Here is a 23,387-nt window from a genome sequence, read left to right as displayed (position 1 = left end):
GGCCTTGTTCGGCGGCCGTGCTTCGGATCCCCGAAATGCTGTCAATCCGCGTCTGAGCGCGGTCGCGTCGAGCCTCCGAGGCTAGCGTTGAACGGTTGCCCTCGCATCGGGCACCGGACACCTGGAGGATCCATGCCAGCGCCTGCTGCCGCCGACCCGACCCCTGCTGATCGCAAGCGATGGGCCCGCTACCTCGTCGAGGAACGCGCCGAGGGCGCCGTGTATCAGAAGCTCGCGGCACGCCGCACGGGGGAGGAGCGGGAGATCCTCCTGAGGCTCGCCGACGCCGAGCGCCGCCACGAGCAGCACTGGCTCGACCTTCTCGGGGCCGAGCCCGCACGGTTGCCGCGCGCCGGCTTCCGCTCCCGGCTGCTCGGCTGGATGGCGGGCCGCTTCGGGTCCATCTTCGTGCTCGCGCTCGCGCAGAGCGCCGAGGCGCGCTCGCCCTACGATTCCGAGCAGTACGCGACCCCGGCGATGCGCGCCGACGAGAAGGTGCACTACGAGGTCGTCCGCGGACTCGCCGCGCGGGGGCGGAGGCGGCTCTCGGGGTCGTTCCGCGCCGCCGTCTTCGGCGCCAACGACGGTCTCGTGAGCAACCTCGCGCTGGTGCTCGGCATCGGTGCGACCGGGGTCAGTTCCGGATTCGTCCTCTTCAGCGGCATCGCCGGGCTGTTGGCCGGCGCGCTGTCGATGGGGGCGGGGGAGTTCGTGTCGGTGCGTTCGCAGCGCGAGCTGCTGGCCGCGACAGAGGCGAATGAGGACGCTCATGCTGCAGCCGGCGACCTCGACATCGATGAGAACGAACTCGCGCTCGTGTATCGGGCGCGTGGCATGGATCAGGAGGAATCGCTGTCGCGCGCGCGACGCATCGTCGCGGCGGCGCAGGCGGGCGTCAGCCGTGCGGCGACCGGGCCTGTGAACATCCAGGCTGGAGGCGATCACGAGATCGTCGGAAGCGATTGGACGGCGGCGATCTCGAGCTTCCTGCTGTTCGCCTCAGGCGCGATCATCCCGGTCCTGCCCTGGATCTTCGGGCTCCACGGCACGGCCGCGATCATCGTCGCCCTGGTCCTGGTCGGTGTCGCACTGCTGAGCACCGGCGCGATGGTCGGCGTCCTCTCGGGCGGCCCGCCCCTGCGCCGCGCCCTCCGTCAGCTCGCGATCGGGTTCGGCGCCGCAGCCATCACGTACGTGCTCGGTCTCGTGTTCGGTGTCGGCACAGCCTAAGGGGCGTGCGCGGACTCACCCCTCCACACGATTGATCGCGGGGACCGTGTAGCGGCGGTCGAGAACGGCGGGATCGGGCTCGTACATCCGCATCACCGGCCGGAAGTCTCCGGCCGGGGCGGGAAGCCAGTTGGCCGCCGCCGTCGCGTCTTCGGGTCGCGCATGGCTGATCGTGATGGTGAGAGCGCCTTCCGCATCGCGGACCAGGCCCGCGGTCCTGTCGCCGATCGAGTACCGCGCGATGGGATTCTCCACCAGGTAGAACTCCGGAACTGAGTACATCGTCAATGACCAGAAGGCGGACACGGGCGGCTCGGGGTCCAGACGCAGCGTGTATGTCCGGGCACCGGTGAGCTGATCTCCGCGGTCGTCGACGTACGTCATGATGTACGCCGCTTCGTACGGGTGGTTGCCCCATAGACCGCCGAGCGCGGCAGCTGCGCGTTCGGCGATTCGTAGTTCGGGGTCGGTCATCTTGAAGCGGTCGTCATCCAGGGCACCGACCTCGAAGTAGTCGAGGTTGTAGTCGAAGGCGTGGAAGGTGAGCTTCCACCCGTTCTCCTCCGGGCTGGAGCCGTGCGTCAGGATCGTATGGAGGGTCTCCTTGGCGGCGTCCATGTCGCCGACCAGGCGCGCGGCGTCGGAGAGCGGCATCGACGCATAGGGTGATGCGCCCCGCACGGCGATCCCCGTAGAGGCAAGCGAGTCCTGCAACGGACGATCACGCTGTGCGGGTGGGAACTGCTGCGACCAGACGCGGAGCTTCTCGAGGAAGAGCGCGCTCCCCGGTACGTCGGGATCGGGGACAGCGAGGCCTGCAGGAACGGCATCAGGATCTCGCGGCGTCAGCGTCGTGGCGTCCTGGAGTGCGTGTACTTCGGGGAGCTCGTGATCACCGCTCACTGCCCAGCGTCCGACTATCGAGGCGATCGTCGTCGGGAATCGGATCACGACCGTATCTCCGGCGTCGCCGGTCCAGGACGGCGGAACGAGGAGGAACGTCCCCGCGCCCGTTCCGGTCGCGCGATGTCCGACGTAGGCGAAGTTGTTCGTCCATGCGTCGACGAACTGGAGGACGTAGTAGCGGCCGGCAGTGTCAGGGACCTGCAGCTCGACCGGGCCGACACTGAGGTCGACCTGCGCCATCGAGTACAGCGTGTCGTTGTTGATCGTGACGAACGTATCGGCCGGCCCTGCGAGCGTCCGAGCGTGGCTGAAGGTGTTGAACCGGGCGGCGGGGTTGGCGCCGACTCCGGTCGTCGTGTATCGCGTGACCTGATCGAGGTTGAACACGAGCGGAAACCCGTAAAGGTAGGCCTGGGTAATCGTCGAACGATCGGCATCGAGGGCTGTCATGCGGATCAGGCTATCCAGAGTCGTTCGCGTGCAGGGGGAGGAGATCATCCCCCTCGGATGAGGTCACTCGTGCGTTACCTCGCGTCGCGTGCGGACAAAGAAGAAGGCCCCGGATCTGTGGGATCCGGGGCCTTCTTTTACCTGTGCGCGGAGGGGGACTTGAACCCCCACGCCCTTACGGGCACTACGACCTCAACGTAGCGCGTCTACCATTCCGCCACCCGCGCAGGTTTTGGATGATCGTTGCCGACCGAAGAATGACATTACCACGTTCCCCGCGGCCTCTCGAACCGAGCGGTACGCCCGGGCGTGGCTCGCCGTTTCGATAGCCTGGAGCACATGACCGATCCCTCTCTTCCCGAGGTCGTGCGCATCGCCAGCGACCTCATCCGCTTCGACACATCCAACTTCGGTGGAGGGAATGCGAAGGGCGAGCGTGAGGCTGCGGAGTACGTGGGCGCCTACCTCGAGGAGCTCGGGCTGGAGGTCGAGTACTACGAGCCGATCGAGCGCCGTACCAACGTGATGGCCCGTGTTCCGGGCCGCGATCGGACCAAACCCGCACTCGTCGTGCACGGACATCTCGACGTCGTGCCGGCGATGGCTGACGACTGGAGCGTCGATCCGTTCGCCGGCCTCGTCCAGGACGGCATGCTGTGGGGACGCGGCGCCGTGGACATGAAGAACATGAACGCGATGATCCTCACCTCCGTCGCCGAGATCCTGCGGGCGGGGGAGCAGCCGGAGCGCGACCTCATCCTGGCGTTCTTCGCCGACGAAGAGAACGGGGGCGTCGAAGGTTCGGCTCTCGTCGTCCAGAACCGCCCGGAGTGGTTCGAAGGGGCGACGGCCGCGATCAGCGAGGTCGGGGGGTACTCGATCACTGTGGACGATCGGCGTGCGTACCTGCTGCAGGTCGGCGAGAAGGCGCTGATCTGGATCCGCCTGGTGGCGAAGGGTCGTGCGGGTCACGGCAGCCGCCTGCACGACGACAATGCCGTGACGAAGCTCTCGGAGGCCGTCGCGGCGATCGGCCGCACGCGCTGGCCGATCCGTCTGACGCCGACGACCACGGCGCTGCTGGAGGGCCTCAGCGCGCTGAGCGGGCGCAGTGCCGACGACCCCGATGCCCTCGCCGCTGCCGCGGGCCCCGCGGAGGCGTTCCTGAGGTCATCGTTCCGGACGACCACGAATCCCACGGCTCTGACCGCCGGATACAAGCACAACGTGATCCCGGAGCGTGCCGAGGCACTCATCGATGTCCGCGTCATCCCCGGGACCGAAGACGATGTGCTCGCCGAGTTGCAGCAGATCGTCGGTGACGACATCGAGATCCAGACGGTCGTCCGTGACATCGGCATGGAGACACCGTTCGAGGGCGAGCTCGTCGAGGCGATGGTCGCCAGCATCGGTCGCCACGACCCCGGTGTCCCCGTGATCCCGTACCTGCTGGGCGCCGGCACCGACAACAAGGCGCTGGCCTACCTGGGCATCACCGGGTACGGCTTCGCGCCGTTGAAGCTCCCCGCCGACTTGGACTTCACAGGCATGTTCCACGGAGTCGATGAGCGAGTACCCGTAGAATCGCTTGTCTTCGGCCAGCGGGTGCTGGCCGATCTGCTGCGCACGTACTGAGCGCTGCGCGCTCCGTGCCTCTCTGAACTGAAAGCTCTCCATGCACCTGCTCGAAGCACTGATCCTGGGCATTGTCCAGGGACTCACCGAGTTCCTCCCGATCTCCTCCAGCGCCCATCTGCGCATCCTCGGCACGTTCCTGCCGTCGGGCGAGGACCCGGGCGCGGCCTTCACCGCGATCACACAGATCGGTACCGAGGCCGCGGTCGTCGTGTTCTTCTGGCGTGACATCGTGCGCATCATCGGCCAGTGGTTCCGCTCGCTCGTCGGCAAGGCGCCGCGCAATGATCCCGACGCGCGGATGGGCTGGATGATCATCATCGGCAGCATCCCGATCGTGGTTCTCGGGCTGCTCTTCCAGGACCAGATCGAGACGGTCCTCCGGTCGATGTGGATCGTCGCGATCATGCTCATCGTCTTCGGCATCCTGCTCGGCGTCGCCGACTACGTCGGGGCGAAGCGCCGGAAGTTGAACGACCTCACGTACCCGCACGGCATCGCCTTCGGATTCGCGCAGGCACTGGCGCTGATCCCGGGCGTCTCCCGCTCGGGCGGCACCATCACGATGGGGCTCTTCCTCGGTTACGAGCGCGCCGCTGCCGCCCGCTACGCCTTCCTGCTCGCGATCCCCGCGGTGTTCGGCAGTGGCTTCTACCAGGTGTTCAAGAGCTGGGACGAGCCGTCGTTCTTCTCGTTCGGCGACACGCTCGCGGCGACGGGCATCGCGTTCGTGGTGGCGCTCGGCGTCATCGCGTTCTTCATGAACTGGATCTCGAAGCGCAGCTTCCTGCCGTTCGTGATCTACCGGATCCTGCTCGGCACCGTGCTCCTGGTCCTACTCGGTACCGGTGTGATCGCGGCCTGACCCGGACTCAGCGCTTGCGGTCTCCTGGACCGTCATCGCGACGGCGGAGATACCGCTCGAATGCCTGCGCGATCGCATCGCCGGACGCCTCGGGGGAGTCCCACGTGTCGCGCGTGCGCTCGAGCTGACGGATGTACTCGGCCATGTCTTCGTCCTCCGACGCGGCCGCATCGATCGAAGCCTCCCAGGCCGCGGCCTCGGTGCGCAGCGTCTGGCGATCCACGTCGGCACCGGTCAGCTCCTCGAGCCGGTCGAGCAGGGCGAGAGTCACCTTCGGCGAGGGCGTCGCCGACGCGACGTAATGCGGCACGCTGGCCCATAGGCTGGCGGTGGGGATCCCCGCGTTCTCGGCGAAGTGCTCGATGACGGAAAGGATGCCGACCGGGCCCTCGTAGAGCGAGCGCTCGAGGTCGTGAGCTTCCCGCACCTGCTCGTTCTGGCTGGAGGCGAAGATCGAGATCGGCCGGGTGTGGGGGACGTCCGAGAGCATCGCGCCGAGGGTGACGAGTCCGGTGATGTCATCGCGCAGAGCCACGTCGATGAACTCCGAGGCGAACGCCTGCCAGGTTCGCGCGGGCTCCGCGCCGGTGAGCAGCCAGAACTCGGGTCCCGGCCCCGGATCGCGGGGACGCCACAGCCCGGCCTCCGGCCATGTCAGTCGACGTCGCCCCTCGGCGTCCATCCGGCTCGACGGTCGCGTGTACTGGTAATCGAAGTACAGCTCGGGATCGACGGAGTGCACGAGGTCGTACTCCGATGAAGCCCGCAGCGCCTCGATGGCGCCACTCGCCGCTTCACCCGCATCGTTCCAGCCGTCGAAGGCGGCGATGACGATGCGCTGACCGAGAACATCCATCGTGGGCTCCCTTCGAGATCATGGACGAGATCCTTCCAGGCTAGTCCGCGACGGCGGGATGCGGGCGGTACCCCGGCTAGCATGGGTTCAGTGAGCAGAAAGCCCAGCGCGGTCCTGTGGGACATGGATGGAACACTCGTCGACACCGAACCCTATTGGATGGCGGCCGAGACGGCGCTGGTCGAATCCTTCGGCGGATCGTGGAGTCACGAGGATGCGCTGCAGCTCGTCGGAAGCGGCCTGCTCGACAGCGCGGTGATCCTCCAGGGGGCCGGCGTCACGATGGAGGCCCAGGCGATCGTCGACCATTTGACCGACGCCGTGCAGGATTCGCTCCGCACCAGTGGCGTGCCGTTCCGCCCGGGAGCTCGCGAACTCCTGAGCGACCTTCGGAGCGCGGGAATTCCGACGGGTCTCGTGACGATGTCCCTGCGGAGGATGGCGCTGAGCGTCGTCGATCTGATCGACTTCGAGGCGTTCGACCTCGTCGTGGCCGGGGACGATGTGGACAACCCGAAGCCGCACCCGGAGCCCTACCTGCAGGCAGCGGCCCTCCTCGACGTCGACATCGCCGATGTGATCGTCATCGAGGATTCGCCGACCGGCGTCCGCGCCGGACTCGCCTCGGGCGCGCTGACGCTCGCCGTGCCGCACATCGTGCCGCTCGACCACCTCGGGGCGCACGAGCTGTGGACGACGCTCGCCGGAAGGAATACCGGCGACCTCACCGATCTCTTCGACAGCATCAACGCCCGGACAGGAGCACCCCGATGACCGAGAGCCGCGTACCGAGGCCGAGTGGTCCTTTCCGACCAGGCGATCGAGTGCAGCTGACCGGTCCGAAGGGCCGCCTGCACACGGTGACGCTCCGCGAGGACGGGGAGCTGCACACGCACCAGGGCGTGCTGCGCCATCGTGACCTGATCGGCCTTCCCGACGGCTCCGTCGTGGCCAACAGCTCCGGACACGACTACCTGGCGCTCCGTCCCCTGCTGAGGGACTTCGCGATGTCGATGCCCCGCGGTGCAGCGATCGTGTACCCGAAAGATGCGGCGCAGATCGTGATGCAGGCCGACATCTTCCCCGGAGCGACGGTCGTCGAGGCCGGGGTCGGATCCGGGGCGCTCTCCCTTTCGCTCCTGCGGGCCGTCGGCCCGGTGGGAAACCTGATCTCGTTCGAACGCCGCGAGGACTTCGCCGACGTCGCCCGCGGCAACGTCGAGACGTTCTTCGGCGAACACCCCGACACCTGGCGCGTCGTCGTGGGCGACCTCGTCGAGTCGCTCCCGAATGAGGTGCCGGCCGGCACCGTCGACCGGGTGGTACTGGACATGCTCGCTCCCTGGGAGTGCATGGATGCCGTCGCCGATGCGCTCACCCCCGGCGGTGTCGTCCTCTGCTACGTGGCCACGGCGACGCAGCTGTCGCGTGTCGCGGAGTACATCCGAGGCACCGGGCTCTTCACCGAGCCGGATGCCTCCGAGACGATGGTCCGCGGGTGGCATGTCGAGGGGCTCGCCGTGCGTCCGGATCACCGCATGGTCGCTCACACCGGGTTCCTGCTGACGGCGCGACGACTCGCGCCGGGCGCCGTCGCGCCTTCGGTCAAGCGACGCGCTTCCAAGAGCAGTTACGGCGACGAGGATGTCGAGGCATGGACCCCTGGAGCCGTGGGCGACCGGGAGATCAGTGACAAGAACCTGCGCAAGCGGGCGCGGGAGGCCGAGAAGGCTGCCGAGGGGGCACGCCTTGCTGCGGCGTCGCGCGATTCCGGGCACGCGACGGAATAGACTGGAGCGCGTGCGTAAAACGTCCGCCGTTCTGGCCTCTCTCAGCCTTGCCGTCCTCGCTCTGACCGGCTGCACCGCCGCGGCACCCGACGGTGGCGTCGCGTGTGATCGCGGGGCCGGATCGAACGAGATCCGTGACGCCGTGACCGTGGAAGGCGACGTCGGGTCGACGCCGGACGTGAGCGTGTTCAGCCCGCTGCACCTCAAGGAGACCGCTTTCGCCGACACGACGGTGGGCGACGGCCGGAAGATCCTCGACAACGCGCAGGCTCTCGTGGTGGAGCTCTCGATCTTCAGCGGTGAGACCGGCAAGCAGGTCTACTCGACCTCGTACGACGAGTCCAAGGGGCAGGTCTCCACGGCCGACTACTGGGCGACGCAGTCACCCGGGCTCGAGTCGGTGTTCGAGTGCGCGACGGAAGGGTCCCGGATCGTCGCCGCACTCACCCCGGAAGACTTCGGTGCGAACAACCTCGAAGGGTTCGGTCTCGCGGCCGACGACAACGCGGTGTTCGTCATCGATGTGGTCGATGTGTTCCTCTCCCGCGCCGAGGGTTCCCTGCAGTTCAACGACGCGAAGGGCATGCCGACCGTGGTGCGCGCTCCTGATGGCACGCCGGGCGTCATCATTCCGGACAGCGCCGCACCCACGGAGCAGGTTGTCCAGACCCTCATCAAGGGCGACGGTGATGAGGTCGAAGCGGGCCAGATCCCCCTCCTGAACGTGATGGCTGTGGGCTGGGATGACAAGAAGGTCATCAACAGCACGTGGGGCCAGGGACCGACCGGTGATCTCTCGACCTCGGCACCGACCGTCGCAGAGGCGCTCATCGGCGAGACCGTGGGCTCGCAGATCCTTGTCGTGACCCCGGCAGGTGACGCCGGTCCTGCCGTCGCGTACGTCGTCGACATCCTGGGCGCAGTCACGGCGCCGACGCAGTGATGGCCAGTCGGATCCCCGCGGAAGAACGCCTGACGAATCTCGTCGTGGCGCTGATGGCCACGGAGATCGGGCTGACCAAGCAGCAGATCCTCGACAACGTCTCCGGATATCGGCAGCGGGCGGATGCGGGCACGCGCTCCGACGCGCTGGAGAAGATGTTCGAGCGGGACAAAGACGAGTTGCGCACCCTCGGCGTGCCGATCGAGACGATCGGGGACGCGGCTGATCCGAACGACCTCCGAGAAGCCCGTTACCGCATTCCGCAAGCGGAATACGACCTGCCCGGTGACATCGAGTTCTCCGCCGCGGAGATGGCCGTACTGCAACTGGCCGGGAGCGTCTGGAGCTCGGAGTCCGTGTCTGGTGACGCGCAATCGGGCGTCCGCAAGATCCGTGCCCTGGGCATCGACGGGGATGAGCCGATCATCGGGTTCGCGCCGCGCATCACCGCCCGTGACGCGGCCTTCGTGCCGCTCCAGGATGCGATCGAGCGGTGCCGCGTCGTCGCCTTCGATTATCTGAAGCCCGGGGAGGATGCGCCTCGGCGGCGGCGGATCCGTCCGTTGGCACTGGTCGACTACGAGGCCCGGTGGCACGTGTTCGGCATCGACGTGGACGTCGAGGAGGACAGGACGTTCCTACTCAGTCGTATCGTGGGCCCCGTCAAGGTGAGCCCCACGACCTTCGACTCCGCGCTCCGAGACGGAGCGGGGGAGCGGGCGCTCTCCGGCCTGGAGCGCGTGGCGGCTGCGAACTCGGCTCTGCTGGAGGTGACGCCCGGCACCGAGGCGGCACTGCGGCTCGGGCGTCGTGCGACGTCGGCGCCGCAGGGAATCCACGTCCCGTTCGTCGACCTGCACATCTTCGCCGATGAGCTCGCCTCCTACGGACCCGAGGTGCGGGTGGTCGAACCGGTCGCGCTGCGCGCCGCGGTCATCGAGCGGTTGCGAGCGGTCGTCGAATCGCACACCGATCAGGCGGAGGCGTCATGAGCGCGAAGTCCAAGCCGTTGCTCGCAGCCGACCGCGTCCGCCTCTACCTCACTCTTGTGCCGTACCTGCTCGAGCACGGCCAGGTGTCTCTCACCGAAGCCGCAGAGGAATTCGGCGTGACGCCGCAGGAGATGCGCGGCATGGTCGAGAAGCTGACGGTGATCGGGCTCCCCGGGGAGTCCGGCTATTGGCAGCAGCCGCAGGAGATGTTCGACATCAACTGGGACCTGCTCGACCTCGAGGACGTCATCGAGATCACCAACGACGTGGCCCTGCGTCGAGTTCCGCGCTTCACTGCCCGTGAAGCGGCGGCGCTCCTCGCCGGACTGCAGATGGTCGCAGCGGTGCCGGCCGTCTCGGACTCGGGACTCGTCGCCGGGCTCATCTCGAAGCTGTCTCGCGGTGCCGCGGATGCTCCCGCCGAGGTGGTCGTCGCGCCGAGCGCCGTCGACGAGGTGCGCGAAGCCGTCGCTCGGGGGCTGCACGAGGGCGTCGCGATCGCCTTCACCTATCAGGCTCCGGATGCCGCGCCGACGACCAGAACGGTCGACCCGATGCAGATCCTCATCACGAACGGCCAGTGGTACCTACAGGGGTGGTGCCATATGCGGCAGGCGATGAGGACGTTCCATCTCGACCGCGTCAGCGCACCGACCCTCACCGACATCCCGATCACCCACGGCGGTGAACACGTTCCCGAGGCTTTCGCCGGTCTCGACGACGAGCGCGAGGTCACCGTGCGTGTGCCGGAGCGCCTCGCCCCCCTTTTGGGCGGCTTCGTTCCCACCGGGCAACCCGACGTGGTCGACGGGGCGGTGACCACCACGCTCCACCTCGCCGATCCGCGCGGCGTCAAGAGGCTCGCCGGGAGATTCGGCGGCGCGATGGAGGTGTTGGAGCCGGGTATCGCCCGATCTGCCACGCGGGACTGGGCCGCGTCGGGACTCGCGCTGTATCGCCGCCCCGATGCCGAGCATTGATCTGTAGACTGAACCGAACGCTCATCGACGACGGGAATCCTTACATGTTCGCTGGAATGCAAGGCTGGCACCTTCTGATCGTGCTCGCCGTCATCCTCCTTCTGTTCGGTGCCGCCAAGCTGCCGGCGCTGGCGAAGAGCATGGGCCAGTCCGCCCGCGTCTTCAAGGGTGAGATGAAGGCGATGAAGGAAGAGGACGCGCCTCGCGCCGACTCGACCATCGCCGACCCCACGTCGGTCAAGGACTCGGGCGCAGACCCTGAGACTCCGCCTCGCGCCTGACGGCCGTGGCAGCCATCGAACCGACCGTGATGCCGAAGGCGGATCGGGATCGGCGGATGTCGCTGGGCGCGCATCTCGTCGAATTGCGCAAGCGTCTGATGTACGCGGCGCTCGCTCTGGTCGTGGGCATGGTCGTGGCATTCATCGTCGCCGACCCGGTCATCCACTTCATCACGGAGCCCATCCGCATCATCACCGAGAAACGCGGTGATGACTTCAGTGCGCTCAACTTCGGCACGGTGACTGCCGCGTTCGACATGCGCATGCGGATCGCCTTCTCGATCGGCCTCTTCATCTCGGCGCCGGTCTGGCTGTGGCAGGTGTGGGCGTTCATCATGCCCGGCCTGACCCGCAAGGAGATCAAGTACACAGTCGGCTTCGTGGTCGCTGCCGTCCCGCTGTTCTTCGCCGGGTGCTACCTGGGCGTGATGATCATGCCGCACGTGATCGAGCTCATGTGGAGTTTCACGCCCGACGGTGCGACCAACTTCTACTACGCGCAGGAGTACTACGACTTCGTCTTCAAGCTGATGATCGTCATCGGCGTCTCGTTCGTCCTGCCGGTGTTCCTCGTCGCGCTGAACCTCGCCGGGGTCATGTCGGGCCGGGCGATCCTCAAGGGCTGGCGCATCGCCATCATCATCGCGACGGTGTTCGCCGCGCTCGCGACCCCGGCCGCCGACGTGGTCAGCATGCTGATGCTCGCGGGGATCCTGATCGTCCTCTTCTTCGCTGCCGCCGGCCTCTCTCTGCTATTCGACCGGCGCAAACGCAAGCGCGACGAAGCGACCGGGCTGTTGCCGGACGCGGTATGAGTTCGCCGTCCGATAGGTACGCGCAGGCGCAGCAGGCAGCGGAGCACCCGGAATCCTCGGCGTTCGCGGCACTGCAGAAGTTCGAGCTCGATCCGTTCCAGGTCGCGGGATGCCATGCTCTGGAGAACGGCCGCAGTGTGCTGGTGGCCGCACCGACGGGGGCTGGCAAGACGATCGTCGGCGAGTTCGCGATCCATCTCGCGATGCGGACCCCGAGCGACAAGGCGTTCTACACCACGCCGATGAAGGCGCTCTCGAACCAGAAGTTCCGTGAGTTGGTCGAGGTGTACGGAGCGGATCAGGTCGGTCTGCTCACCGGTGACACCAACATCAACGGCAACGCGCGGATCGTGGTGATGACCACCGAGGTCCTCCGCAACATGATCTACGCCGACTCCGCCGCGCTCCGCGACCTGCGCTACGTGATCATGGACGAAGTCCACTACCTCGCAGATCGTTTCCGCGGCGCGGTGTGGGAAGAGGTCATCATCCACCTGCCTCAGCGGGTGCGATTGGTGTCACTGAGCGCCACGGTCTCCAATGCCGAGGAGTTCGGCGACTGGCTCGACACGGTGCGCGGCGACACCGACGTCATCGTCTCCGAGATCAGGCCCGTGCCGCTTGAGCAGCACGTCCTCGTTCGCGATGACCTGCTTCCGCTCTTCGACGATCGTGCGGGCATCGCGACCGCGCAGGTGAACCAGGAGCTGATGCGCATCCGCTCGTCGACCGGGTCGAACTACGACAACAACCGGCAGGTGCAGTCGTACCGCAGTGACCGCCATGCCGGGCGACAGGCGAAGCGTCCGCCGCGGGGTGGACGGCGGCCCGTTCGCGCCGCCAACGCCCACCGGATCGAGCGGATGGATCGTCCGGAAGTCGTGCACCTCCTGGAGCGAGCGAACCTCCTCCCCGCCATCTTCTTCATCTTCAGTCGCGTGGGGTGCGACGCCGCAGTGCAGCAGGTGCGGCGCGCCGGGGTTCGGCTGACTTCCGCCGAGGAACGCGCGGAGATCCGTGCGCTCGTTGAGGACCGCACCCGGACTCTCCAGGACGAAGACCTCGACGTGCTCGGCTACTGGGAGTGGCTGGACAACCTCGAGCGCGGCGTCGCCTCGCACCACGCGGGTCTGCTGCCGGCGTTCAAGGAAGTCGTCGAGGAGCTGTACCGACGCAAACTCGTGAAGGTCGTCTTCGCGACGGAGACTCTGGCGCTCGGCATCAACATGCCCGCCCGCACCGTCGTGCTCGAGAAGATGGAGAAGTTCAACGGCGAGGCCCGGGTCGCGATCACCTCGGGGGAGTACACCCAGCTCACCGGTCGCGCCGGAAGGCGGGGGATCGACGTCGAAGGTCATGCGGTCGTGCAGTGGACCGAAGGCATGGACCCACAGGCCGTCGCCGCGCTGGCATCGCGCCGCACGTACCCGCTGAATTCGAGCTTCCGCCCCACCTACAACATGGCCGTGAACCTGATCGACATGTTCGGCAAGGCCAGGGCTCGTGAGATCCTCGAGTCGTCGTTCGCGCAGTTCCAGGCGGATCGCGCCGTCGTCGGACTGGCGCGCCAGGTGCGAGAAGCTGAAGCGTCGCTGGCGGGATACCAGAGCTCGATGGCCTGCGAGCACGGCGACTTCCCTGAGTACGCCGCCATTCGCCGGGAGCTCAGCGATCTCGAGAAGAAGAATCGTCAGGATTCCCAGGCGCCACGGGCGTCGCGCGACAAACGGATGAAACGCATCCAGACGCTGCGCACGCAGATGCAGCGCCACCCCTGCCATCGCTGTCCGGATCGGGAAGCACACGCGCGCTGGGCGGAACGCTACTGGAAGCTCAAGCGCCAGACCGATCGGATCCGGCGTCAGATCGAGACCCGGACCGGGACGGTGGCGCGCGTGTTCGATCGGGTCGTCGAGGTACTCGAGACTCTGGACTACCTCACGGAAGTCGATGGCGAGACCACGTTGACGGAAGCCGGGCGCACGATGCGCCGGATCTACGGTGAGCGAGATCTCCTCGTCGCAGAGTCGCTGCGCCAGGGACTCTGGGCGGGCCTCGATGCCCCCTCACTCGCGGCGATGGCGTGCTGCCTCGTGTACGAACCGCGCCGTGACGAGGCGAACTCGGGGGAGCGGGGTCTCCCGCGTGGAGCATTCCGCACGGCCTGGGAGAAGACGACGACGCTCTGGGCCGAACTCGACGACCTCGAACAGGATCATCGCCTGCCGGGCAGCGAACCGCTCGCCGCCGGGCTCGCCGGCGCGATGCATGCCTGGGCTCGCGGCGGCATGCTCGACCGGGTGCTGATCGACGCCGACATGGCCGCGGGAGACTTCGTGCGCTGGGCGAAGCAGACGATCGACCTCCTCGATCAGCTGTCCATCGTGGCCGAGGATGCGGCTGTCGCGCGCACCGCACGCAGTGCCCTCGACGGTGTGCGCCGCGGCATCGTCGCCTATTCGTCGATGTGATGATGGCGACGACGTCCGCGAACGCCGCTGCGCCCGAGCGCGCGCTGCTGCCCCTGTGGGCGGCGGTGCCCACAGCCGCGCTCGGGGCACTGCTGATGAACCTCGCCTATCCGGGCGCCGCAGTATGGGCGCTCGCATTCCCCGCCGCAGCTCTTGTGCTCGTGGCGCTGATCGGCAGACGGTTCGGCGGCGCACTTCTGGTCGGTCTGGTCTACGGCATCCTCTTCTTCGCTCTACTGGTCTCCTGGACGTCTCGCTACCTCGGGCCGATTCCGTGGGCGGCGCTCAGCGTCGTGGAAGGCGGTCTCACCGCCATCGCGCTCGTGCCCATCGCACTCGCCTACAGATGGCTGCCCCGTGCGTTTCCCGGCGCTGCAGGGCGTGTCCTGGGGCTTCCGACGGTCGTCGCGGCCCTGTGGGTCGGTCGGGAGCTCTTCGTCGGCTCCTGGCCGTACGGCGGCTTCCCCTGGGCGCGGATCGGGATGAGCCAGGCCGAGAGCCCCCTCGCGCCAATCTCCTCATGGCTCGGGGTGAGCGGTCTCAGTTTCCTGATGGTGCTGCTGGTCGCGATGCTGATCGAGCTCGTCCGCACGCGCGGGTGGCGTCGTCCGCTCGTCTTGCTGGTACCGCCGGTGCTGGTCGTGGTCCTGCTCTTCACTCCGCTGTTCCCGACCATGTCGTCGGGGTCGATGAGGGTCGCCGCGGTTCAGGGCAATGGACCGACCGGGTATTTCGACGAACGCGAGCCGTTCTCGGTGGTCCAGGCGCAGACCGACGCGACGGTGCCGCTCTACGGAGAGGATGTCGATCTCGTCGTGTGGCCGGAGGGTTCTCTGGACGCCGACCCCTTCGAGAACGCGGCGATCGCCCGGAGGATGACTCTCGTATCGAACCGGATCGATGCGCCGCTGCTCGCGAATGCGGCGACCGCGCGGGATGATCTCTACTTCAACACCTCGATGCTGTGGACCGCCGACGGCACGGCCACGCAGACGCACGACAAACGACACCCCGTTCCCTTCGGCGAATACGTGCCCGACCGAGCGTTCTTCAACGCCCTGGCCCCCGACTTGATCGGCCTCATCCAGCGGGAGTACACGCCTGGGTCGAACCCGCCGATCGTCGAGGTCGACGGCGTCGCAATCGGGCTCGCCATCTGCTTCGACGTCATCTACGACGACGTGATCCGGGAAGGGCTCAACGACGGCGCCGAGGTGTTGGTCTTCCAGACCAACAATGCCGACTTCCGAGGCACCGACGAGAATCTGCAGCAGCTGTCCTTCGCCCGGATGCGCGCCATCGAGACAGGTCGCAGTGTCGTGAACGTGTCGACCGTCGGTACCAGTCAGGTCATCAGATCCGATGGATCGACCATGGCCAGCCTGGATGCAGGAGAGGCCGGAGCGCTGCTCGAAGATGTCGAGCTTCGTTCCGGCCTCACGGCGGGGGTTGTCCTGGGCCCTTGGATTAAGCAGTTCCTGCTGTGGGGCGGTCTGGGCGCGCTTCTCCTCGGGTGGTGGCGCGCCCGGGGCGCTACGCCCCGATCTTCTCGCGGGTAGGGTCTTCTCCGGCGCCGCGGCGGGCGCGGATGAAGGCGAGTCGCTCTTCCAGCAACTCTTCGAGCTCCGCACGGGTACGGCGCTCCATGAGCATGTCCCAGTGGGTGCGAGCGGCCTTCTCATCGCTCGCTTCGAGCGTCACGGCCTGGCCGTCGACGTTCAGGCGTGCTTCGGCACCGCAGGCGCGGCATTCCCAGGTCTGGGGCGGTTCGGCGTCGGCCGCGAACATCAGGTTCGTGACGTGGCCGCAGGTGTCACAGGTGTAGGTGGTCTCACGGCGCTCCATGAAAACGACGCCCTCTTCGCTCTGTAGGCTCTGGGCGCCGAGTCGGATGCCGCGCAGGCTGCGATCTGCCATTTTGTGGTCCTCTCGTCGCTGTCAGGTATAACGCTCCAGCCTGTGCGCTTCATCCACGCGGGCGGCATCTCGGCGCGATTCACAGCTGAATCTCAGCGCCGGAGGTTATGGGGCGCGTCGGGAGTCGTCGGTTCAGGACAGAGTCCGAAGGGCGACGTCAGACCGATCCGAGACGATCCCATCGACTCCGGCGGCAACGAGACGGCGCATATCGGCGGGATCGTTGACCGTCCACACATGTATCTCGACACCGCGTCGGTGGGCGGCGCGGACGAGGGCAGGGGTGAGCACGGTGAGCGCTCCGTGTCGCTCGGGGATCTGGAGCGCGTCGATTCCCTGGAGCACGCGTGCGGAGGAGAGGCGGAGCGCGGACAGCGCGCGAAGCCCCGCGATCGTGCGGCTTCCGCCCGATGTCGCGGGCCGAAGCGAGGCGCCGGCCCGCAAGACGGAGGAGACGGCGGCGCGGCGGCTCGCGTCTGAGAAACTCGTGACGAGCACGCGGTGGGTGTGTTCGACCAGAATCGGTCCGAGCGGTTCGACAGCGGCGGGTGTCTTCACATCGATGTTGAAGCGCACATCGGGAAACGAGTCGAGCGCCTCCGCCACCGTGAGCAGTCCGCCGTGGGCGGAGAGGATCTCGCGTAGCTCCCGCGTGCGCACGTCCCGCACTGCTCGCGTGTCACCGACGAGCCTCTCGAGTGTCGAGTCGTGGAACAGCACCACATCGCCATCCGCCGTGACCTGGCAGTCGGTCTCGACATACTCGGCGCCCGCCGCGTGTGCGGCGGCGAAGGCAGCAGCGGAGTTCTCCCAGATGCCCGAATCCTCGCCCTCCGCGGTGACCAGACCGCGGTGAGCGAGGACCCGAGGATGCCGCGCCTTCGTGAAGTACGGGTGCGTCACGCGCCGGGAAGCGTGTTCGTCGGGCCCTGACCCGGCTTCGGAGTGAATGCGCTGCCGATGCCCTTGAGCACCTCGGTGAGCTCACTCGGGATGATCCACAGCTTGTTGGACTGTCCCTCGCTGATCTTCGGCAGCATCTGGAGGTACTGGTAGGCGAGGAGCTTGTCGTCGGGCGCGCCCTGGTGGATGGCGGTGAAGACGTTCTGGATCGCCTCGGCCTCACCCTGGGCGCGGAGGACGGCGGCCTGCTTGTCACCCTCGGCTCGGAGGATCTCGGCCTGGCGAGCGCCTTCCGCCTCGAGGATCGCCGACTGCTTGGTGCCCTCCGCCGTCAGGATCGCGGCGCGGCGGTCACGCTCAGCGCGCATCTGCTTCTCCATGGAGTCCTGAATGGAGATGGGCGGATCGATCGCCTTGAGCTCGACGCGGCCCACGCGGATGCCCCACTTGCCGGTCGCCTCGTCGAGCACCACCCGGAGCTGACCGTTGATGTTGTCACGGCTGGTCAGGGCTTCCTCGAGGTTGAGGCCACCGACGACGTTTCGCAGCGTCGTCGTGGTGAGCTGCTCGACGGCGCCGAGGTAGTTGGCGATCTCATACGTCGCCGCGCGGGCATCCGTCACCTGGAAGTACACGACCGTGTCGATCGAGACGACGAGGTTGTCCTCGGTGATCACCGGCTGCGGCGGGAACGAGACGACCTGCTCACGCATGTCGATCAGCGGCCGGAGCCGGTCGATGAAGGGGACCAGGATGTTGAGTCCGGGGGTGAGGGTCTTGTGATAGCGGCCGAGGCGTTCGACGACGCCGGCCGTCGCCTGGGGGATGATCCTGATGGCGCGTGCGACGGTGACCACCACGAAGATGATCACCGCGATGGCGAGGATCCAGCCGATCGCTGCGGGAATGAACGATGCGTCGTCCAAGGGGGTTCTCCTAGTCGTTGACGGGTCGGACGATGGCGGTCGCGCCGTTGATCGCGCTCACGGCGATCGGGGCTCCCTGAGGGATGGCGACCGGCGTAGCGGTGCGCGCGGTCCAGGTGTCGCCGTTGGCGAGCTTCGCCTGGCCGGAGATCTGCGTGATCTCGGCCAGCGCGATGCCGCGCAGATCGACGAGAGCGTCCACGTTGGACTTCGTCGGGTCTTCGCCGCGCCGGAGGCGCTTGAGCAACGGCGGTCGGAGGAAGAGGATGAACGCTGCCGCCGCCACGGCCGCGATGATCACCTGCACCCAGACCGGGACACCCAGCAGATCAGTCACCAGTCCGACGACACTGCCGAAGCTGAGCATGAGGAACGTGAAGTCCAACGAGAGCATCTCGATGACGAGGAACACGGCGATCAGGACCAGCCAGCCGATCCAAGCCCATTGGTCGATGAACGTGACGAATGTCGTGAAGTTGTCCATGCGGCCTCCTTTGTGGTCAACGTATCACGCGGGGGACCGCCGATCCGGGTGCCACAGCGCTCCCTTGATAGTGTGAGTGAGCCGTGCGATCACGGCCTTTTCGCGCATCATGAGGAGTCACCGTGACCGACGTTCTTCCCGCAGGTTCCCTCGACGGCAAGGTGGCGCTCGTCACCGGCTCATCACGCGGGATCGGCGCAGACACCGTCCGCTACCTCGCCGAGGCCGGCGCGGATGTCGTCATCAACTTCCGCAACAAGGCACCGCGCGCCGAGAAGCTCGCCGCGCAGCTGCGCGAGCTCGGACGTCGGGCGCTCGTGGTGGGGGCCGACCTCACCGATCCCGCATCCGTGGCCCAGATGTTCGACGCCGTCCGCGCGGAGTACGGACGTCTGGATGTCCTCGTACTGAACGCCTCCGGTGGCATGGAGTCGGGGATGGCCGAGGACTACGCGCTCACGCTCAACCGGGATGCGCAGCTCAACGTGCTGAACGCGGCGACCCCTCTGTTGGGCGACGGGGCGCGCGTCGTATTCGTCACCAGCCACCAGGCGCACTTCATCCGGACGACGCCGACCATGCCGGAGTACGAACCGGTAGCCCTGTCGAAGCGAGCGGGGGAGGATGCACTCCGTGAGCTCATCCCGGCTCTCGCCGAGAAGGGGATCGGCTTCACGGTCGTCTCCGGCGACATGATCGAGGGCACGATCACCGCCACCCTGCTGGAGCGGGCGAACCCGGGCGCGATCGCCGAACGCCGGGAATCGGCCGGCAAGCTCTACAACGTCTCCGAATTCGCCGCCGAGGTGGCCAAGGCCGCGGTCGACCCGGTGCCCTCCGACAACACGCGGCTCGTCGGAGATGTGAGCGCGTTCGTCGCCGAGTAGCCGCAGACGAGAATCGGCCCCGTCCTGCTGACGCAGGACGGGGCCGTTTCGGCGATGGGGGGAGACGTCAGCTGACGGGGTCTCCCTGGACGGCGGCGACGTACTCCTTCTCATCCTTGCCGAGCGTGATGGCACGCACGATCTGGATGATTCCGAGCACGATCAGCGAGATGCCGAGCAGCAGCCAGAAGGCGAACCCGGCGATCAGCGGCGAGAACAGCACGATGATTCCCGCGATGATGCTGAGGATGGCGTACAGGACGGTCCAGACCCGCGAGCCGTCGCTGCCGAGGAGCGTCAGGGCGACGACGCCGTCGACGATCCAGCTGACACCGATGAAGATCACGACGACGAAGGCCAGCGTTGCCGCCGCGGCGCTCAGGTTGAAGAACGCGATGACGCCGGCGACGACGTAGAGCAGGCCGAGGACGATGTGTCCCACGCGAGCCCATCCGCCCTTCGCGCCCGAGAAGATCCCGAGGCCGATGTAGACCAGGCCGGCGATGACGAGGTAGGAGGCGAAGATCGCCGTCACGATGACCGCGGACTTCACCGGCCAGACCAGGAGGACGATTCCGGCGAGGAGAGCGAGAACGCCCGCTACGGCCAGCGAGACACGGATCGACTTGAACAGTGACTTCGCCTGGGTGAGTGGTTCAGACATGGTGGGGACCCCTTTCTGAGAAGTTCCTGTGAGGATGCACCCTCAGGGTAGCGCTCTCGCAGGCGGACGTGGGGCAAGCTCCGCCGACCGTGTTGCTCGAAGTCATCGCGGGACTCGGGGCGACATGACAGGATCGACGGGTGACAGGCCCGGACGAGACGCGTTTGCGCGAGCTCATCGTGATGCGCAAGGTCAGAGACCGGATCGATCGGGAGTACGCGAAACCCCTCGATGTGGAGGCGCTCGCGCGCGGAGTGCACATGTCGGCGGGGCACCTCAGCCGGTGCTTCCGGGAGGCATACGGCGAGTCGCCTTACTCCTATCTGATGACGCGTCGGATCGAACGCGCGATGGCACTGCTGCGACGCGGAGACCTCACGGTGACGGAAGTGTGCTTCGAAGTCGGGTGCTCGTCGCTCGGAACCTTCAGCACGAGATTCTCGGAGCTGGTGGGTGTCCCACCCAGCGTGTACCGTGAACGCGCCGCGAACGTCGAGGGGATTCCCTCGTTCCAGGTGAAGCAGGTCACCAGACCGATCAGGAATCAAGAAGCACCGCGCACCGACACGCATCTAACGTGAACACCATGAAGATCAGCATCCATTACGCCTTCCTTCCCCACACCGACGCCGAGGCCGCTCTCGCCTTCTACCGGGACGCCCTCGGGTTCGAGGTGCGCAACGACGTCGGCTACGACGGTCTCCGCTGGCTCACGGTCGGTCCCGAGGGTCAGCCGGAGACCTCGATCGTGCTGCATCCGCCGGCAACCGACCCGGGGATCACGGAGACCGAGCGTCAGACGATACTCGAGCTCATCGCCAAGGGCAGCTACGCGGCGCTGACCCTCGCGAGCGATGACGTCGACGATCTGTTCTCCCGCCTCGTCGACAGCGGTGCCGACGTCGTGCAGGAGCCGATGGATCAGCCGTACGGCGTGCGCGACTGCGCGTTCCGGGACCCCGCGGGCAATCTGCTGCGTATCAATCAAGCAGCCTGAACACTCTCCGATTCACGAAGGACGCAGATGACCGACGACCAGCACCCCGCGGACACCCATGACCTGATCCGCGTGCAGGGCGCACGTGAGAACAATCTGAAAGACGTGAGCGTCGACATCCCGAAGCGACGGTTGACGGTCTTCACCGGGGTGTCAGGGTCGGGCAAGAGCTCGCTCGTCTTCGACACGATCGCCGCCGAGTCCCGGCGCATGATCGATGAGACTTACAGCGCGTTCGTGCAGGGGTTCATGCCGTCGGTGCCGCGCCCGGATGTGGACATCCTGGAGGGACTGACCACCGCGATCATCGTCGACCAGGAGCGTCTCGGCGCGAACCCGCGGTCGACCGTCGGTACCGTCACCGATGCGAACGCGATGCTCCGCATCCTGTTCAGCAAGCTCGGCCAGCCGTACATCGGCGGTCCGACGGCGTTCTCCTTCAACATCCCCACTCAGAAGGCCAGCGGAGTGATGACCGGGCCCGGGGGAGAGAAGAAGATCGTGAAGGATGCGATCTACCTCGGCGGCATGTGCCCACGGTGCGAGGGCAGGGGAGCAGTCTCCGACCTCGACCTGGCTCAGATCGTCGATGAGTCGAAGTCGCTCGACGAGGGCGCGATCATGGTGCCGGGCTACACCGCTGACGGCTGGATGGTGAAGGGCTTCTCGCAGTCCGGGTTCTACCCCGCCGATAAGCCGATCGCGCAGTTCACCGAGAAGCAGCGCCATCTCTTCCTTTATGGCGAGGTGACGAAGGTGAAGATCTCGGGGATCAACATGACCTACGAGGGTCTGATTCCGAAGATCACGAAGGCGATGCTCTCGAAGGATCTCGACGCGTTGCAGCCGCACATCCGCGCCTTCGTCGAGCGCGTCGCCACGTTCGCGGTCTGTCCCGAGTGCGATGGGACCCGGCTGACGGAGGGCGCGCGTTCCTCGAAGATAGACGGCATCAGCATCGCCGATGCCTGCCGGATGCAGGTCACGGATCTCGCCGCCTGGGTCCGCGGACTCGATCTTCCCGGAGCCGGACCGCTGCTCCAGGCGCTCAGCGCGAACCTGGACGCCTTCGTGACGCTCGGCCTGGGATACCTCAGTCTGGAGCGACCGTCGGGCACATTGTCCGGGGGAGAGGCGCAGCGGATCAAGATGTTGCGTCACCTCGGCTCGTCCCTGACCGACATCACGTACGTCTTCGACGAGCCGACCATCGGTTTGCACCCGCACGACATCCAGCGCATGAACGGACTGCTGCTCCAGCTGCGCGACAAGGGCAACACCGTCCTGGTCGTCGAACACAAACCGGAGACCATCGCGATCGGGGACCATGTCGTCGATCTGGGTCCGGGGGCCGGTAGTGCCGGGGGAGAGATCTGCTTCGAAGGCACGGTCGAGGGATTGAAGGCGAGCGGCACCAAGACGGGAGACCACCTCGATGACCGGGCGCAGCTGAAGGATACTGTGCGGTCGGCATCGGGGGCGATCGAGGTGCGTGGCGCCACGGCCAACAACCTGCAGAACGTCGATGTCGACATCCCCACCGGTGTCCTCACTGTCGTGACCGGTGTCGCCGGGTCGGGAAAGAGCTCGCTCATCCACGGCTCGGTGTCGAAGCGCGACGGAGTCGTGGCGATCGATCAGGCCGCGATCAAGGGCTCCCGGCGGAGCAACCCGGCGACGTACACGGGGCTGCTCGAGCCGATCAGAAAGGCGTTCGCGAAGGCTAACGGTGTGAAGCCCGCCCTGTTCAGTGCCAACTCCGAGGGAGCTTGCCCCTCGTGCAAGGGCGCGGGTGTCATCATCACCGAGCTCGGATTCATGGACACGATCGAGACCCCGTGCGAGGACTGCGGCGGCAAGCGCTTCCAAGCAGGCGTCCTGGAGTACAAGCTCGCGGGCAAGGACATCACCGAGGTTCTCGATCTCCCGGTCGCCGAGGCGCGAGTGTTCTTCAGCGAAGGGGAGTCCACGCTCCCCGCCGCCACGGCGATCCTCGGCCGCATGGAAGACGTGGGGCTCGGCTACCTGTCGCTCGGGCAGCCGCTGTCCACGCTGTCGGGCGGCGAACGCCAGCGGATCAAACTCGCGATCCAGATGGGGGAGAAGGGCGACGTCTATGTGCTCGACGAGCCGACGACCGGCCTGCACCTCGCAGACGTCGACAAGATCCTCGGATTGCTGGATCGACTCGTGGACTCAGGGAAGACCGTGATCGTCATCGAGCACCACCAGGCCGTCATGGCGCATGCCGACTGGATCATCGACATCGGCCCTGGCGCCGGCCACGATGGTGGACGGGTCGTCTTCGAGGGAGCGCCGAAGGATTTGGTATCCCAGAAGTCGACAGTGACGGGGGAGCACCTCGCGGAGTACGTCGGCGCCTGAGCCGATGAGT

23 protein-coding genes and 1 tRNA gene are annotated in these 23,387 nt (G+C 66.8%); 16 read left to right on the top strand and 8 right to left on the bottom strand.

Annotation, left to right across the window (positions count from 1 at the left end):
- Positions 1–132 precede the first annotated feature (132 nt).
- Complete coding sequence (locus ACIOTO_RS16135) at positions 133–1,230, top strand: VIT1/CCC1 family protein (RefSeq protein WP_400858568.1); 1,098 nt, start codon at positions 133–135, stop codon at positions 1,228–1,230.
- A gap of 15 nt (positions 1,231–1,245) precedes the next feature.
- Here ACIOTO_RS16135 and ACIOTO_RS16130 read toward each other — a convergent pair whose 3' ends face one another.
- Together ACIOTO_RS16130 and ACIOTO_RS16125 are read right to left on the bottom strand one after the other, a co-directional pair.
- Positions 1,246–2,586, bottom strand: coding sequence for a DUF1254 domain-containing protein (locus ACIOTO_RS16130; protein ID WP_400858567.1), 1,341 nt, complete (start codon positions 2,584–2,586; stop codon positions 1,246–1,248).
- A gap of 144 nt (positions 2,587–2,730) precedes the next feature.
- Positions 2,731–2,813 (bottom strand) — tRNA-Leu (locus ACIOTO_RS16125).
- Positions 2,814–2,925: 112 nt separating this feature from the next.
- On the opposite strand from ACIOTO_RS16125, the gene ACIOTO_RS16120 reads away from it, so the two are divergent.
- The gene (locus ACIOTO_RS16120; RefSeq protein ID WP_029263410.1) at positions 2,926–4,221 is read left to right on the top strand and encodes a M20/M25/M40 family metallo-hydrolase; all 1,296 of its coding nucleotides are present in this window, start codon (positions 2,926–2,928) and stop codon (positions 4,219–4,221) included.
- A 40-nt stretch (positions 4,222–4,261) separates the two neighbouring features.
- Entirely contained in the window at positions 4,262–5,086 is an 825-nt protein-coding gene (locus tag ACIOTO_RS16115; protein ID WP_105709918.1) for an undecaprenyl-diphosphate phosphatase, read from the top strand.
- Positions 5,087–5,093: 7 nt separating this feature from the next.
- On the opposite strand, the gene ACIOTO_RS16110 is transcribed toward ACIOTO_RS16115, so the two are convergent.
- Positions 5,094–5,942, bottom strand: a complete 849-nt coding sequence (locus tag ACIOTO_RS16110; protein ID WP_029263408.1) for a PAC2 family protein — start codon at positions 5,940–5,942, stop codon at positions 5,094–5,096.
- 81 nt (positions 5,943–6,023) lie between these two features.
- Between ACIOTO_RS16110 and ACIOTO_RS16105 the strand changes: the two genes are divergently transcribed.
- Genes ACIOTO_RS16105 through lnt form a run of 9 tightly spaced genes read left to right on the top strand, consistent with a single transcriptional unit; the run spans position 6,024 to position 15,773 of the window.
- Positions 6,024–6,716, top strand: coding sequence for an HAD family hydrolase (locus tag ACIOTO_RS16105; RefSeq protein ID WP_374956806.1), 693 nt, complete (start codon positions 6,024–6,026; stop codon positions 6,714–6,716).
- Positions 6,713–7,732 (top strand): tRNA (adenine-N1)-methyltransferase, encoded by a 1,020-nt coding sequence (locus ACIOTO_RS16100; protein WP_029263406.1) that lies wholly within the window; start codon positions 6,713–6,715, stop codon positions 7,730–7,732. The genes ACIOTO_RS16105 and ACIOTO_RS16100 overlap by 4 nt, the downstream gene beginning before the upstream one ends.
- A 10-nt stretch (positions 7,733–7,742) precedes the next feature.
- Positions 7,743–8,675: a hypothetical protein gene (locus tag ACIOTO_RS16095; RefSeq protein ID WP_400858566.1), complete on the top strand. Its 933-nt coding sequence runs from the start codon at positions 7,743–7,745 to the stop codon at positions 8,673–8,675.
- Positions 8,675–9,667 carry a helix-turn-helix transcriptional regulator gene (locus tag ACIOTO_RS16090; RefSeq protein ID WP_400858565.1) on the top strand — a complete coding sequence of 331 codons (993 nt, stop codon included), beginning with the start codon at positions 8,675–8,677 and terminating at the stop codon, positions 9,665–9,667. The genes ACIOTO_RS16095 and ACIOTO_RS16090 overlap by 1 nt, the downstream gene beginning before the upstream one ends.
- Positions 9,664–10,647, top strand: a complete 984-nt coding sequence (locus ACIOTO_RS16085; protein ID WP_400858564.1) for a helix-turn-helix transcriptional regulator — start codon at positions 9,664–9,666, stop codon at positions 10,645–10,647. Before ACIOTO_RS16090 ends, ACIOTO_RS16085 begins: the two co-directional genes overlap by 4 nt.
- Positions 10,648–10,691: 44 nt before the next feature.
- Complete coding sequence (gene tatA, locus ACIOTO_RS16080; protein ID WP_105709923.1) at positions 10,692–10,928, top strand: twin-arginine translocase TatA/TatE family subunit; 237 nt, start codon at positions 10,692–10,694, stop codon at positions 10,926–10,928.
- A gap of 56 nt (positions 10,929–10,984) precedes the next feature.
- Positions 10,985–11,743, top strand: a complete 759-nt coding sequence (tatC, locus tag ACIOTO_RS16075; protein ID WP_029263401.1) for a twin-arginine translocase subunit TatC — start codon at positions 10,985–10,987, stop codon at positions 11,741–11,743.
- On the top strand, positions 11,740–14,214 hold the full coding sequence (locus ACIOTO_RS16070; RefSeq protein ID WP_400858563.1) for a DEAD/DEAH box helicase: 2,475 nt from the start codon (positions 11,740–11,742) through the stop codon (positions 14,212–14,214). The genes tatC and ACIOTO_RS16070 overlap by 4 nt, the downstream gene beginning before the upstream one ends.
- 2 nt (positions 14,215–14,216) lie before the next feature.
- Positions 14,217–15,773 (top strand): apolipoprotein N-acyltransferase, encoded by a 1,557-nt coding sequence (gene lnt, locus ACIOTO_RS16065; protein ID WP_400858562.1) that lies wholly within the window; start codon positions 14,217–14,219, stop codon positions 15,771–15,773.
- Here the strand turns inward: lnt and ACIOTO_RS16060 are convergent.
- The 4 genes from ACIOTO_RS16060 to ACIOTO_RS16045 all read right to left on the bottom strand — a co-directional run bounded on the left by ACIOTO_RS16060 (position 15,748) and on the right by ACIOTO_RS16045 (position 18,444).
- Positions 15,748–16,131, bottom strand: a complete 384-nt coding sequence (locus ACIOTO_RS16060; RefSeq protein WP_029263398.1) for an RNA polymerase-binding protein RbpA — start codon at positions 16,129–16,131, stop codon at positions 15,748–15,750. The genes lnt and ACIOTO_RS16060 overlap by 26 nt on opposite strands.
- Before the next feature lie 132 nt (positions 16,132–16,263).
- Positions 16,264–17,034: a glycerophosphodiester phosphodiesterase family protein gene (locus ACIOTO_RS16055; RefSeq protein WP_372466821.1), complete on the bottom strand. Its 771-nt coding sequence runs from the start codon at positions 17,032–17,034 to the stop codon at positions 16,264–16,266.
- Positions 17,031–17,960, bottom strand: a complete 930-nt coding sequence (locus ACIOTO_RS16050) for an SPFH domain-containing protein (RefSeq protein ID WP_400858561.1) — start codon at positions 17,958–17,960, stop codon at positions 17,031–17,033. The genes ACIOTO_RS16055 and ACIOTO_RS16050 overlap by 4 nt, the downstream gene beginning before the upstream one ends.
- Positions 17,961–17,970: 10 nt before the next feature.
- Positions 17,971–18,444: an NfeD family protein gene (locus tag ACIOTO_RS16045; protein WP_105709927.1), complete on the bottom strand. Its 474-nt coding sequence runs from the start codon at positions 18,442–18,444 to the stop codon at positions 17,971–17,973.
- A 122-nt stretch (positions 18,445–18,566) separates the two neighbouring features.
- Here ACIOTO_RS16045 and ACIOTO_RS16040 point away from each other — a divergent pair, with 122 nt between their 5' ends.
- A complete protein-coding gene (locus ACIOTO_RS16040) occupies positions 18,567–19,331 on the top strand; it encodes an SDR family oxidoreductase (protein ID WP_029263394.1) in 765 nt (254 codons plus the stop codon).
- Between the two features lie 67 nt (positions 19,332–19,398).
- Here ACIOTO_RS16040 and ACIOTO_RS16035 read toward each other — a convergent pair whose 3' ends face one another.
- The gene (locus ACIOTO_RS16035; RefSeq protein WP_400858560.1) at positions 19,399–19,995 is read right to left on the bottom strand and encodes an HdeD family acid-resistance protein; all 597 of its coding nucleotides are present in this window, start codon (positions 19,993–19,995) and stop codon (positions 19,399–19,401) included.
- Between the two features lie 182 nt (positions 19,996–20,177).
- Here ACIOTO_RS16035 and ACIOTO_RS16030 point away from each other — a divergent pair, with 182 nt between their 5' ends.
- From ACIOTO_RS16030 to ACIOTO_RS16020, 3 genes are read left to right on the top strand one after another with little or no spacing between them, the layout of a single operon-like run.
- Positions 20,178–20,576, top strand: a complete 399-nt coding sequence (locus tag ACIOTO_RS16030) for a helix-turn-helix transcriptional regulator (protein ID WP_051662469.1) — start codon at positions 20,178–20,180, stop codon at positions 20,574–20,576.
- Between the two features lie 5 nt (positions 20,577–20,581).
- Complete coding sequence (locus tag ACIOTO_RS16025) at positions 20,582–20,992, top strand: VOC family protein (RefSeq protein WP_105710341.1); 411 nt, start codon at positions 20,582–20,584, stop codon at positions 20,990–20,992.
- Positions 20,993–21,019: 27 nt separating this feature from the next.
- Positions 21,020–23,377: an ATP-binding cassette domain-containing protein gene (locus ACIOTO_RS16020; protein WP_400858558.1), complete on the top strand. Its 2,358-nt coding sequence runs from the start codon at positions 21,020–21,022 to the stop codon at positions 23,375–23,377.
- Positions 23,378–23,387 lie beyond the last annotated feature (10 nt).

Source organism: Microbacterium sp. NPDC087592 (assembly GCF_044743585.1).
Lineage (GTDB): Bacteria > Actinomycetota > Actinomycetes > Actinomycetales > Microbacteriaceae > Microbacterium.
This window is presented reverse-complemented; position numbering and strand designations above follow the sequence as displayed.